Here is a 13,345-nt window from a genome sequence, read left to right as displayed (position 1 = left end):
CAATGACAATTGATGTAGAAGTTTTTATGCCTTTGATTACAGAAGCTTCTCAAGCTAAAACGCTAGCCTATCGGGCATTAGGTCTTGCAAAAGAACAAGATGTGCAAGGATATGAAGCAGGCATCGCTGATGCTAAAAAGCATTTAATAGCTGCTCATAAAAAACAGACAGAGCTTTTGCAATTGAACAGCCGTGAACAGCAGACAGATATTAATATTTATGTTATTCATGCGATGGATCATGTGACAAATGCTCAAATGATCTGTGATATGGCTCAAGAATTAGCAGAGCTTCATTTGGAAAATAAATCATAGTAAACGATTATCCTGTAATTGGTATGTGCCATTGCAGGATTTTTTATGGAAAATGACCTGCAGTGAATCTAACCACACAGATACCAAGCAAATTCATTACAAAAGGTAACAATGAATTAACCATTATTTAATAAAGACTTGACTAAATATTATTTTTTATAATAGTATATAACATAGCAATAATATTACTTAACATATCTATAAGTTTAATAAAGGAGAACATCTAATGAAAACGCTTAAAATTGGTGTTGCAGGATTAGGAAGACTCGGCTTGATTCATGCAGAAAATATCTACAATCTAAAAGGAGTCGAGTTGACAGCGGTTTCTAATTTAGACGAGGAAATAAATGAACAGGTAAAAGAAAAATATAAAGTCCCAAATGTTTACACAAATTATGTGGAAATGCTGGAACAAACGGATTTAGATGCTGTTTGTATCGTTACACCTTCCGGATTCCATACAGAGCATATTCGACTAGCATTAAAAAAGAATTTGCATATTTTTTGTGAAAAGCCAATTGGTTTAGAAGTAGAAGATATCAAACAAACGATAGATGAAATTGAGCAAAGTGACCGCATTTTTCATTTAGGATTCATGAGAAGATTTGATGATGATTATTTATATGCGAAAGAAATGATAGATAGCGGACAAATTGGAGATATCTCGTTGATTCGCTCCTATAGTATTGATCCGATTCAAGGGTTAGACAGCTTTGTCAACTTTGCTAAGAAGAGTCCAAGCGGCGGATTATTCCTTGATATGAGTGTTCATGATATTGATGTGATCAGATGGCTGACAAAATCTGAGATTTCAACCGTTTGGGCAACAGGAACGAATAAAGCTGCACCGGAATTGAACGAGCTAAATGAATTGGAATTAGGAACAGTTACTATGAAATTGGACAATGATGTAACCGCTTTGCTGGTTGCTGGACGTACAGCTTCACATGGTTACCATGTAGAAACAGAAATTATTGGAACCAAAGGCATGCTGCGAATTGCTGCATCTCCTGAAAAAAACAAAGTAGCCGTATTTAATGAGCATGGCGTAGTCCGCCCGTCCTCTCAGCATTTTCCTGAACGGTTTGCGGAAGCTTATGTAAATGAATTGAAGAACTTTGTCCGCTGCATTCGAGAAAATCAACAGCCTGAAATAACTGCTATTGATGGTTTAAGAGGAACAGAGGTAGCACTAGCATGCCAAGAATCATTTGATGAAAATAAATTAGTAGATATTCAATATTAAGGAATAGGGTACATCGTTTAGGGGGAGAGCACATTGAATTTATTTAGTATTATCAGTTTTGTTGTTGTACTGCTATTGATCTATCTCTATGCTTTTTATCGGACAAGAAGTATTGATAACAAAGATTCAGAGGGTTACTTTTTAGGCGGGCGTTCTCTTGTCGGAACAACTGTTGGTATGACGATTATTATGACCAACCTATCAACAGAGCAATTAGTAGGGCAAAACGGTCAGGCCTATGTAGCCGGTATGGAAGTAATGGCTTGGGAAGTAACTGCTTCCGTTGCTATTGTTATGCTAGCATGGGTGTTCTTACCGAAATATTTTAAATATGGTGTAAATACCATTTCTGATTTTATTGAAATCCGCTATGATACATTTACAAAAAGGATTGTATCTGTTCTCTTTATATTCACCTATGTTATCAGCTTTATGCCTGTTGTTTTATATTCTGGAGCGTTGATTTTCAATGATCTATTCGGAATTGAGCAACACTTGGGCGTCAGCAGAATAACAGCTGTTATTATTATCTCGACAGTTATTGGTTTAGTTGGTGTTACTTATTTATTCGTCGGGGGACTTTCTCTGATTGCGCATAGTGATTCATTATATGGTATTGGTCTATTTCTTGGCGGGATGACGATTACTATTTTAGGGTTTATCGCGTTAGGCGAGAACAGCTTCTTTACTGGTTTAGACCGATTTTTAACCAATTCGCCTGAAAAACTGAATGCTTGGGGAGCATTGGACTCGCCCATTGTACCTTGGCCGACATTATTCTTAGGAATGCTCTTTAATAACTTATATTTTTGGTGTACAAACCAAATGATTGTTCAAAAAGCCCTGGCCGCAAAAAACTTAAAAGAAGCACAAAAAGGTGCCATGTTTGTTGGATTTTTTAAAATATCTGGTATGTTTTTCTTAGTAATTCCCGGGGTTATTGCCTACAATATGTTTGGTGAAGGCATACAAATGGATCTTGCTTACCCTTCATTACTAGCAGAGGTGCTGCCTGATTGGGCTACCGGCCTATTTGGAGCAGTAATATTTGGAGCAATTATCAGCTCTTTTGTTGGGGCACTAAGTGCCACTGTTACTTTATTCAGCTTAGACTTCTATAAACCGGTCATTAATAAACAAGCTACAAACCGTCAAATTGCGAAAGCGGGAAGAGTTTTGACTATTGTTATTGGCGTTATCGTTGTTTTGATTGCACCATTGATTTCTCTATTTCCACAAGGGTTATATGCAGTAATTCAAGAATTTAATGGTCTCTATAGTATGCCGCTATTAGCTATTATTCTAGTTGGTTTTTACTCTAAAAAGACATCAGCTACAGGTGCAAAAGTTACATTGATTTTCCATATTGTTGTGTACGCATTGTCTAAAGTAGTTATTCCAGATATCCATTATCTATATGTTTGGAGCGTCCTCTTCTTGTTAGATTTAGCTATTCTATATTTCTATAGCGTAAAGAATCCGTCTCAAGAAGGATTTCAATTCGACAAATACCAAAACAAAGTAGACATCACGCCTTGGAAACATGTTAGATGGGTTGGTATTTTAATCTTACTCATTGTAGTAGCATCTTATGTTGTCTTTTCTCCACTTGTATTGGCTAGATAAAACAAAGAAAGCAAACATCCCTCTTTATTGAGCTTGTTTGTTTTCTTTTATATTTTGATTATTTCTATAATACTATAACGCTTCTTTTTTATCCGACTTTCCTAAACCAAAATGTTTTCCAACTCTTCAAATATCTTTCCTTTGGTCTCCGGTACAAACTTCCAGATAAAGAATATAGCAACCACGCTGAGCGCCCCATAAATCGCAAAAGTCATTCCTCCTAATACATCATGGATTGGCGGAAAGCTGGTAGATATACCTAAGTTAGACATCCAGTGCAATGCAGTAACAATCGTTACAGCATGCCCCATTCTTCCAACACCTATCAATTCTATATCCCCAAAAGAAAACGCATCCAAAAAATACTGTCACACCAACAAAACAACAAAATACTCAAATAAATTATAAACTCTTGGTTATTTGTTGTTAACTTCTTGGATCTCTTGTGTTATACTCGATGTAAGAAAAGAGGTGATCAACATCAAATCGAAGCGTATCGCTGCATTACAAGAATATATTACGCTCAAACAAAGAGCTTCTTATGATGAACTCGCCGCTAAATTTGCAGTTTCTAAAAATACTATCCGTAACGATGTCCAAGAGTTATGTAAGACTGGTGACATTGTTAAAGTTCATGGCGGAGCAGCTATTAATCAGCCTGCTGAAGAAAAACAGCCAAACAAAGTCACCAATCCTTTAACCTCCTTCACTTACCGGCAGACAAAGAATAAATCAAGTAAACAACGTATTGCGGAACAGGCTGCTAATTATATTCAAGATGGTGACATTATTTTTATAGATACGGGAACAACCGTATTAGAGCTCATTGAATATATACAGGACAAACAAATTACAATTGTAACCAACAATATTGATTTCATCCTAAGAACAATGCCTTATGAAAACCTTACCGTTTATAGTCTGGGAGGCGCACTTACTCGAAGAACACAGTCATTTACAACGATACAGGCGCAAAAAATTCTAAAGAATTATAATATCAACAAAGCGTTTTTAGCTGCTACCGCGATTTCTATCAAAAATGGTGTAACAAACTCTATTCCTATGGAAAGCGAATTGAAATCTTATATAGCGGAACAAATCGAGCAGAAGTTTTTGTTAGTTGATCATCAAAAATTCGATAAAGTCGCTTTAACTACTTATTGCAATCTGAACCAGCTGGATTATCTGATTACAGATCAGCAGCCTGGTCAATCGTATATCGACTATTGTAAGAATTATAGTGTCGAGCTTGTTATTGCAAATCAAAACGAAGGAGTGTAGAGATACCCTTAATAAAAGTTGATTTAATCAAGGGTAGAGATCTTGAAGAAATTAAACAAATTTTGGATGTAGCCCATCAGGTTGTTTTGGAAGCATTTCAAGTTCCTGAAGGCGACCGTTATCAAGTCGTGACACAGCATGAACCCTATGAAATGATTATGAAGGATACTGGGCTCGGCTTTGAAAGAAGCGATGATGTTATTCTATTCACCGCCATCATCACCCAACGGACGAATAAGATGAAAAAAGATTTCTATCGCCTTTTAACAGAAAGGTTAGAGCAGCAATGTCAGATTGAGTCAAAGGATGTCATGATTACCTTTGTCACGAATGGTGCCGGGGAATGGAGTTTTCGATTTGGAAAAGCACAGTTTTTAACCGGTGACCTCTAGCATTTTTTATGAGTTATCTATTTTTTCTATTTTTTTCAGAGTATAAAATATAAATCTACTACATTAAAGGAGGACATATCCTAATGTCTAAAAAACTAAAGAACTTTATCAATGGTGAATGGGTCGAAAGTAAAACAGATAAGTATGAAGATGTTTATAATCCAGCAACAAAAGAAGTTTTAGCACAAGTGCCAATCTCTACCTCCGAAGATTTTGAAGATGCTGTACAGGCAGCTCAGGTCGCTCAAGAAAAATGGAAAAGAGTATCCGTAGCAAAGCGCGCCCGCATTCTATTTAAATATCAAAATCTATTGGAAGAACATAAAGAAGAATTAGCAAAATTAATCACACAGGAAAACGGAAAAAGCGTTGGCGAAGCATTAGGCGAAGTTGGACGCGGAATTGAAAACGTAGAATTCGCTGCTGGTGCACCGACATTAATGATGGGTGATTCTCTTGCAACGATCGCAACCGATGTAGAAGCTACAAACTATCGTTACCCTGTAGGGGTTGTCGGCGGAATTGCTCCATTTAACTTCCCAATGATGGTTCCATGCTGGATGTTCCCAATGGCAATCGCTCTAGGTAACTCCTTTATCTTAAAACCATCTGAAAAAACACCTATTCTTGCAGCTAGACTTGCGGAATTACTAGATGAAGCTGGTCTTCCTAAAGGTGTATTCAGCATTGTTAACGGTGCACATGATGTGGTGAACAGCATTTTAGACCACCCTACTGTAAAAGCAGTATCCTTTGTAGGCTCTAAGCCTGTTGGAGAATATGTGTACAAACGCGGAAGTGAGAACTTAAAACGCGTTCAAGCATTAACTGGTGCGAAAAACCACTCTACTGTATTGGCAGATGCTGACTTAGACTTAGCTACAAAAGAAGTAATCAGCGCAGCATTCGGTTCAGCTGGAGAACGCTGCATGGCTTGTGCGGTTGTAACTGTAGAAGATTCCGTTGCAGATGAATTTATCGCAAAATTAAAAGAAGCATCTGACAACATCAAAATGGGTAATGGCCTGGATGAGGGTGTCTTCTTAGGACCAGTTATCCGCGACGAAGCAAAACAACGTACATTGGGCTACATCGAAAAAGGTATTGAAGAAGGGGCTACATTAGTTCGTGATGGTCGCAATGAACAATTAGAAGACGGTTACTTTGTTGGACCAACTATATTTGATGGTGTAACTCAAGATATGTCCATTTGGAAAGATGAAATTTTTGCTCCAGTATTATCTATTGTACGTGTAAAAAACTTAAAAGAGGCTGTTGAATTTGCTAACCAATCTGAATTCGCTAACGGTGCTTGCCTCTTTACTACAAGCGCATTGTCCGTACGCTACTTCCGTGAGAACATCGATGCAGGTATGTTAGGAATTAACTTAGGTGTGCCGGCGCCAATGGCATTCTTCCCATTCTCTGGATGGAAGTCTTCTTTCTATGGCACATTGCATGCAAACGGAAAAGACAGTGTAGACTTCTATACTCGTAAGAAAGTAGTAACAGCTCGTTATCTTGAACCTGATTTTTCATAATCAGGGAATACCAACTTTACAATAATAAATTGGGGAGGAGACCTTTTAACCCACTGAACCGTCTCATCCCATATTGAAAGGAGTCCGTTATGAGTCATTTACTAAGAAAACCCGAAAATAATAAACTGGCAGACGGGGTAACGCTTGTTCATGAAGTAACAGAGAAAAATTCCAATCTTCATTATGTCGGTTTTAAAGTGGTGGATTTGGAACCAAATTCCAGCTATAACGAAATGCTGACAAACTTAGAGCTTTGTGTTGTCGCATTAACAGGAAAGATTACCGTAACAGATGGCTATCAAAGCTTCTCTGATATTGGTACCCGGGAAAGTGTATTTGAACGTAAACCGACAGACAGTGTTTATGTTTCCCATAATAAAAAAATTACCATTACAGCAAATACAAAAGCTCGTGTGGCATTATGCTTTGCTCCATCCGATAAAGAGCTGCCGACCAAGTTAATCAAAGCAGCGGATAACGGCGTAGAACATCGCGGAAAGTACAATAACAAACGGCAAGTACACAATATTCTACCGGACTCTGACCCTTCTGCAAACAGCTTGCTTGTTGTAGAAGTATTTACAGAAACAGCTAACTGGTCCAGCTATCCACCGCATAAGCATGACCAGGACAATCTTCCAAATGAGTCCTTCTTAGAAGAAAGCTATTATCATGAAATGGACCCTCCACAAGGGTTTGTTTTCCAGCGTGTCTATACAGAGGATCGCTCTTTAGATGAGACCATGGCTGTGGAAAACGCAAATGTTGTTCTTGTTCCTAAAGGCTATCATCCAGTAGGTGTACCAGACGGCTATGCCTCTTACTATTTAAATGTCATGGCTGGACCGGAACGCATCTGGAAATTCCATAATGAAAAAGATCATGAATGGATTATTGATAGAGACTAACAGTTTTTTGATTCGCCCCCCTCTCCTCTATTCTTATAGAAAGAGGCGAGGGCGATTCTCCTATAAAAATAAACAGTATATGTAATGAAAAAAGGAGCGAAACGCATGGCACTTACATTTAATCAAGATAGAGAATACGATATTATTGCGATCGGCCGCGCTGCGATTGACTTGAATGCAAACGAATACAACCGTCCGATGGAAGAAACAATGACTTTCACAAAATACGTTGGCGGTTCTCCGGCAAATATCGCTATTGGCAGTTCAAAATTAGGACTGAAAGCTGGATTTATCGGCAAAATCTCAAAAGATCAACACGGAAACTTTATCAAACAGTATATGGAGGAAAAAGGAATTGACACCTCTAATATAGTTTATGACACAGAAGGGCATAAATCCGGACTCACGTTCACAGAAATTTTAAGCCCGGAAGAATGCAGCATTTTAATGTATCGTGATGAAGTAGCGGATCTTTATTTAGATTCTACAGAAGTAAGTGAAGATTATATCAAAAAGGCAAAAATGCTTCTTGTTTCTGGTACTGCGCTTGCACAAAGTCCTTCTCGTGAAGCTGTATTGCAGGCAATTCAATATGCTAAAAAGAACGATGTCAAAGTCATATTTGAATTAGACTACCGTCCATACACATGGAAATCAGCTGAAGAAACAGCAGTATATTACTCTCTTGTTGCAGAGCTTTCTGATGTTGTTATCGGTACGCGTGACGAATACGATGTGATGGAAAACCTGGATTCAGAAGGCGACAACGAAAAAACAGTCCAGCACTTATTCCAGCATAATATCGAGCTTGTTGTCATCAAGCATGGTGTCGACGGCTCTTATGCCTATGAGCCAGACGGTACCGTTCACCGCGGCCAGGCATACAAAACAAAAGTATTAAAAACATTTGGTGCAGGTGATTCCTATGCATCTGCATTCCTTTATGCACTTGTTACAGAAAAAGACTATGAAACAGCGTTGAAATTCGGCAGTGCATCTGCTTCCATCGTTGTCAGCAAGCACAGTTCTTCCGAAGCGATGCCGACTGTAGAAGAAATTGAACAGCTTATTCGCAAGCGTTCTTAAAAGAATGTTCAAACCTTAAATATGAAAAGAAAGGTAGGTTGAATAAAATGGGTGAAAAAATCCGTTTAACTACTGCACAAGCATTGGTAAAGTTTTTAAATCAGCAATATATTTCTGTAGACGGCGTAGAAACGCCTTTTGTGGAAGGTGTTTTCCATATTTATGGACATGGAAATGTTTTAGGCTTAGGAGAAGCGCTTGAAAATAATCCTGGTCATCTAAAAAGCTATCAAGGAAAAAATGAGCAAGGAATGGCTCATGCAGCAACAGCTTTTGCCAGACAAAATCTCCGTCAAAAGATTTTTGCTGTGTCCGCATCTGCAGGACCGGGATCAGCAAATATGGTAACAGCAGCTGGAACTGCTTTTGCAAATAACATCCCGGTGCTATTCTTACCGGCAGATACATTTGCCACAAGACAGCCCGACCCTGTTTTACAGCAACTAGAGCATGAACACAGTACAGATTTAACAACGAACGAAGCATTCAAAGCTGTTTCAAGATATTGGGACCGTATTGATCGTCCGGAGCAGCTGATGAGTGCATTGATCCGAGCATTTGAAGTATTAACGAACCCAGCAACAACTGGACCTGCAACGATTTGCTTACCTCAGGATGTAGAAGCAATGGCATATGATTATCCAGCCAGCTTTTTCAATAAACGCGTTCACTATATAGACCGCAAATTACCGAGTCAGCGCGAATTAGACGGGGCAATTGCGGCCATTACACAAAGTAAACGTCCGGTTCTATTAGTCGGCGGCGGTGCTAAATATTCAGAGGCAAGAGAGGAATTGGTAGAGCTTTCTAAAAAAGCAAATATTCCAATCGTAGAAACACATGCCGGAAAGTCAACCGTTGAGTTTACTCATCCAAATAACCTCGGCGGAAACGGTATTTTGGGTACTTCCGCTGCGAACAAAGCAGTTATGAACGCCGACTTAATTATCGGAATCGGCACAAGATATACAGACTTTACAACATCATCCAGAACGTTGTTTGATTTTGACAATACAACATTTTTAAATATCAACGTAAACCGCGGACAGGCATATAAATTTGACGGTTTTCAAGTTGTAGCTGATGCCAAAGCAGCACTACAATTGATCAATAAAGGTATTGGGGACTATCAATCAAGTTATGGAGAAGAAACAACCTCATTGAAACAGGAATGGGAGAAAGAACGCAATCGCTTAGCTGCAACGAAATTTAATCGCAATGATTTCACACCAGAAATCGCGGATCATTTCAACCAAGAAATTTTAAATGATTATGCAGATGCGCTTCAAACAGAATTAACACAAACCGAAGCCTTAATTAAAATCAATAATGTTATCGATAGTGACGCTATTGTAATCTCTTCAGCAGGATCCCTGCCAGGAGATATGCAGCGTATCTGGAATGCCAATGTGGCTAATACGTTCCATTTAGAGTACGGCTATTCTTGTATGGGGTACGAAATCGCAGGAGCTCTTGGAGTTAAATTAGCGAAGCCTGAACAGGAATCGTATGCAGTTGTTGGTGATGGAAGCTTCTTAATGCTTCATTCTGAAATTGTAACAGCTCTTCAATACGATAAAAAAATCAACCTGCTGTTATTCGATAATTCCGGGTTTGGATGTATCAATAACTTACAAATGGATCACGGAAATGGAAGCACAGGAACAGAATTCCGCAATGTAAATAATGAAATCATGAATATTAATTACCGAAAAGTCGGGGAAGGATACGGCTTAAAAACCTATTCTGTCAATAACCTGGAAGATTTAACGGCAGCTGTGGAAGACGCTAAAAAACAAACAGTATCCACGTTGATTGAAATAAAAGTTCTGCCAAAAACAATGACAGACGGCTACGATGGCAGCTGGTGGAATGTTGGTGTAGCAGAAGTTTCCGAAAAAGAAAGTGTACAAAAAGCTGCCGCAGAAAGACAACAAATTCTCGATAATGCAAGACAATATTAATGGAAGCTGGATGTGATGAATGATGGGAAAACAGGATATCCATTGGGGAATAGCACCAATCGGCTGGCGAAATGACGATATGCCGGAAATCGGAAAAGACAATACCTTATCGCATCTATTGAGCGATATCGTTGTTGCTGGCTTCGAAGGCACAGAAGTCGGCGGTTTCTTCCCTGATGCGAAAACATTAAAAAAAGAAATAAAGCTCCGCAACTTAAAAATTGCTGGACAATGGTTCTCCAGCTTTATTATTCAAGATGGCGTTGAGAAAACATCAGAAGCATTCCATAAGCACTGCGCTTATTTAAAAGAAGTGGATGCTGCGGTTGCTGTTGTTTCCGAACAAACCTACAGTATTCAAGGCTTACCTAAAAATATTTTTGCTGATAAGCCCACTTTTTCAGATGAAGAATGGGAACAGCTTACCGAAGGCTTAAACGTACTTGGCGAAATCGCGGACAGCTATAGTCTTAAGCTTGTATATCATCACCATCTCGGAACCGGAGTACAGACGTTAGCAGAAGTCGACCGCTTGATGAAAAATACCGACCCAGGCTTGGTTCACTTACTTTATGATACAGGACACATCTACGCCTCTGATAAAGAATACATGCCGTTATTAGAGAAGCATATGGACCGAATCAAGCATGTGCATTTTAAAGATATTCGGAATAATATCATGAAAACGAGTGAAGAAGACGGCCTATCCTTCCGCTCTGCCTTTCTTTCCGGAATGTTTACGGTACCTGGCGATGGCAGTATCGACTTTAAAAAAGTATATGACAAGCTGCTGGAAAATAACTATCAGGGCTGGATCGTGATTGAAGCAGAGCAGGACCCGAAAATTGCTCATCCGCTTGAATATGCCTTAAAGGCCCGCAAGTATATTGATAACAATGTATTGAACTAAAGAATCACTGCCTTTACGAGGATGTTCACTTTAAAAGCAGTATTTTAGAGTGAACATCTTCATGAAATGTACGTCATTTTTAATTATAAAAATTATGGAGGTGAAAGAATGACATTTGTATCATTAAAAGAGCTGTTGCCTGAAGCAAAGAAAAACCATTATGCTGTCGGCCAATTTAACATCAATACGTTCCAATGGGCAGAGGCAGCATTGCGCGCAGCAGAAAAAGAAAAATCTCCTGTTATTTTAGCCTCCACTGATCGTATCGTGGACTACCTTGGCGGATTTAAATTGATTGCTGCCACCACCAAGAAAATGGTGGAAGAAATGGAAATTACCGTACCTGTCGTTCTACACCTCGACCATGGATTATCCGTAGAACGTTGTAAAGAAGCTGTTGATGCAGGTTACAGCTCTGTAATGTATGATGGCTCGAAGCTGTCACTGGAAGAAAATATTGCTAATACCAAAGAAGTCGTCTACTATGCAAACGAACAGCATGTCTCTGTGGAAGCAGAAATCGGTTCTGTTGGCGGTACAGAGGATGGCATCACTTCCGGCATTAAATATGCGGACCCGAACGAATGTTATCGGCTTGTAGAAGAAACCGGAGTGGACCTGCTTGCAGCTGCGCTTGGATCCGTTCACGGCGTTTACCAGGGTGAACCAAAGCTGGCATTTGATTTAATGCAGGAGATTTCTGATAACCTGAATGAAGTTCCACTGGCTTTGCACGGAGGATCTGGTATTCCTGCCCACCAAATTGTAAAAGCAATTGAATACGGTCATGCCAAAATCAATGTAAATACCGAATGTAATCAGGCATGGACAAAAGCAGTACGTGAATACCTGGAGCAGCACCCTGATTCACATAAAATCTCGGAAATCATGACAACAGGGATGAACGCAATCGAAAAGGTAGTAAGAAAAAAATTGCATTTATTTGGTTCTTCCAATAAAGCATAAATCCACATTATAAGAACAACTGGCGCTTCACATAGACAGTTATAGACTTGGAGGAATTATAATGACAAAATTAGTTGTAGGAATCATCGGTGCCGGACGTATCGGACAGCTGCATGCTAAAAATATTCTGCTATCTGATAATTATCAGCTAAAAGCAATTTCTGATGTGTACACCGATCATTTGAAGGATATCGATTATTTAAAAGCTGTTCCTGTTATCACACAGAATGCGGATGATATTCTCAATGATCCGGAGATCGATGCCGTCTTTATCTGCTCAAGCACGGATACCCATATTGATTTTATTACAAAAGCAGCAAAGAACAACAAGCATATATTCTGCGAGAAGCCAATCAGCTTTGATATTGAAAAAACAAAGGAAACTTTGGAAGTGATCAAAGAAACAGGTGTAAAATTCCAAGTAGGTTTTAATCGCCGCTTCGATACACATTTCAGAAAAGCACATGATGTTGTCCGCAATGGTGACATTGGTACACCGCAAGTTATTAAAATCACTTCCCGTGATCCGGAAGCTCCACCAGAAGAATATGTGAAACGCTCCGGCGGTCTATTTATCGATATGGCAATCCATGATTTCGATATGATTCGTTACTTATCCGGGCAAGATGTAAAAAACATCACCGTAAAAGCGTCTTCTCTGATAGATGATCGTTTTTCACGCAATGATGATGTAGATACAGCCATTATCACCCTTACCTTTGCAGATGATTCACTGGGAGTGATCGATAACAGCCGCCAGGCAGTATATGGCTATGACCAGCGTATCGAAGTATTCGGCAATAACGGCATGGTCCAAGTAGAAAATCAGAAGCCAACCAATGTAAAAGTAAGCACAAATGCTGCGGTTACAGAGGATAAACCGATGTATTTCTTCCTTGAGCGTTATAATGAAGGATACATCGCTGAAATCCATGATTTTGCCCAATCTATTTTAGAAGATAAACCAATCGTGGCAAAATTCGAGGATGGTTTACAGGCTGAGCTGTTAGCAAAAGCGGCTAAGCTTTCCTGGCAGGAGAATCGGACGGTTGAATTGAGTGAGCTTCGCTAAATTGAAATAATGCTATTCTCATAGATAATATTTATTCCA

General features: G+C 39.1%; 13 protein-coding genes. 12 read left to right on the top strand and 1 reads right to left on the bottom strand.

Annotated features, from left to right (window positions below):
* Positions 1–2 precede the first annotated feature (2 nt).
* The 3 genes from IEX94_RS11685 to IEX94_RS11675 all read left to right on the top strand — a co-directional run bounded on the left by IEX94_RS11685 (position 3) and on the right by IEX94_RS11675 (position 3,186).
* Positions 3–314: a PTS sugar transporter subunit IIA gene (locus IEX94_RS11685; protein ID WP_188857614.1), complete on the top strand. Its 312-nt coding sequence runs from the start codon at positions 3–5 to the stop codon at positions 312–314.
* Between the two features lie 226 nt (positions 315–540).
* Positions 541–1,560, top strand: coding sequence for a Gfo/Idh/MocA family oxidoreductase (locus IEX94_RS11680; protein ID WP_188857612.1), 1,020 nt, complete (start codon positions 541–543; stop codon positions 1,558–1,560).
* A 33-nt stretch (positions 1,561–1,593) separates the two neighbouring features.
* Entirely contained in the window at positions 1,594–3,186 is a 1,593-nt protein-coding gene (locus tag IEX94_RS11675) for a solute:sodium symporter family transporter (RefSeq protein ID WP_188857610.1), read from the top strand.
* 101 nt (positions 3,187–3,287) lie between these two features.
* Here the strand turns inward: IEX94_RS11675 and IEX94_RS11670 are convergent, their stop codons facing one another.
* Positions 3,288–3,497, bottom strand: a complete 210-nt coding sequence (locus tag IEX94_RS11670) for an MFS transporter (RefSeq protein WP_194461808.1) — start codon at positions 3,495–3,497, stop codon at positions 3,288–3,290.
* Positions 3,498–3,657: 160 nt separating this feature from the next.
* Between IEX94_RS11670 and IEX94_RS11665 the strand changes: the two genes are divergently transcribed.
* The 9 genes from IEX94_RS11665 to iolG all read left to right on the top strand — a co-directional run bounded on the left by IEX94_RS11665 (position 3,658) and on the right by iolG (position 13,306).
* Positions 3,658–4,467, top strand: coding sequence for a DeoR/GlpR family DNA-binding transcription regulator (locus tag IEX94_RS11665; RefSeq protein WP_229782691.1), 810 nt, complete (start codon positions 3,658–3,660; stop codon positions 4,465–4,467).
* Positions 4,468–4,469: 2 nt separating this feature from the next.
* The gene (locus tag IEX94_RS11660; RefSeq protein WP_188857652.1) at positions 4,470–4,859 is read left to right on the top strand and encodes a tautomerase family protein; all 390 of its coding nucleotides are present in this window, start codon (positions 4,470–4,472) and stop codon (positions 4,857–4,859) included.
* 83 nt (positions 4,860–4,942) lie between these two features.
* A complete protein-coding gene (locus IEX94_RS11655) occupies positions 4,943–6,400 on the top strand; it encodes a CoA-acylating methylmalonate-semialdehyde dehydrogenase (RefSeq protein ID WP_373290830.1) in 1,458 nt (485 codons plus the stop codon).
* Positions 6,401–6,489: 89 nt separating this feature from the next.
* On the top strand, positions 6,490–7,308 hold the full coding sequence (gene iolB, locus IEX94_RS11650; RefSeq protein ID WP_188857604.1) for a 5-deoxy-glucuronate isomerase: 819 nt from the start codon (positions 6,490–6,492) through the stop codon (positions 7,306–7,308).
* Between the two features lie 105 nt (positions 7,309–7,413).
* Positions 7,414–8,394, top strand: coding sequence for a 5-dehydro-2-deoxygluconokinase (gene iolC / locus IEX94_RS11645; protein ID WP_188857648.1), 981 nt, complete (start codon positions 7,414–7,416; stop codon positions 8,392–8,394).
* A gap of 47 nt (positions 8,395–8,441) precedes the next feature.
* A complete protein-coding gene (gene iolD, locus IEX94_RS11640) occupies positions 8,442–10,358 on the top strand; it encodes a 3D-(3,5/4)-trihydroxycyclohexane-1,2-dione acylhydrolase (decyclizing) (RefSeq protein WP_188857602.1) in 1,917 nt (638 codons plus the stop codon).
* A 22-nt stretch (positions 10,359–10,380) separates the two neighbouring features.
* The gene (gene iolE, locus IEX94_RS11635) at positions 10,381–11,268 is read left to right on the top strand and encodes a myo-inosose-2 dehydratase (RefSeq protein ID WP_188857646.1); all 888 of its coding nucleotides are present in this window, start codon (positions 10,381–10,383) and stop codon (positions 11,266–11,268) included.
* A gap of 108 nt (positions 11,269–11,376) precedes the next feature.
* On the top strand, positions 11,377–12,234 hold the full coding sequence (gene fba / locus IEX94_RS11630; protein ID WP_188857599.1) for a class II fructose-1,6-bisphosphate aldolase: 858 nt from the start codon (positions 11,377–11,379) through the stop codon (positions 12,232–12,234).
* A 61-nt stretch (positions 12,235–12,295) separates the two neighbouring features.
* Entirely contained in the window at positions 12,296–13,306 is a 1,011-nt protein-coding gene (gene iolG, locus IEX94_RS11625) for an inositol 2-dehydrogenase (RefSeq protein ID WP_188857597.1), read from the top strand.
* Positions 13,307–13,345: the final 39 nt, after the last annotated feature.

Origin of the sequence: Oceanobacillus indicireducens, from assembly GCF_014647195.1 — a bacterium.
GTDB classification, from domain to species: Bacteria; Bacillota; Bacilli; order Bacillales; family Amphibacillaceae; genus Oceanobacillus; species Oceanobacillus indicireducens.
This window is presented reverse-complemented; position numbering and strand designations above follow the sequence as displayed.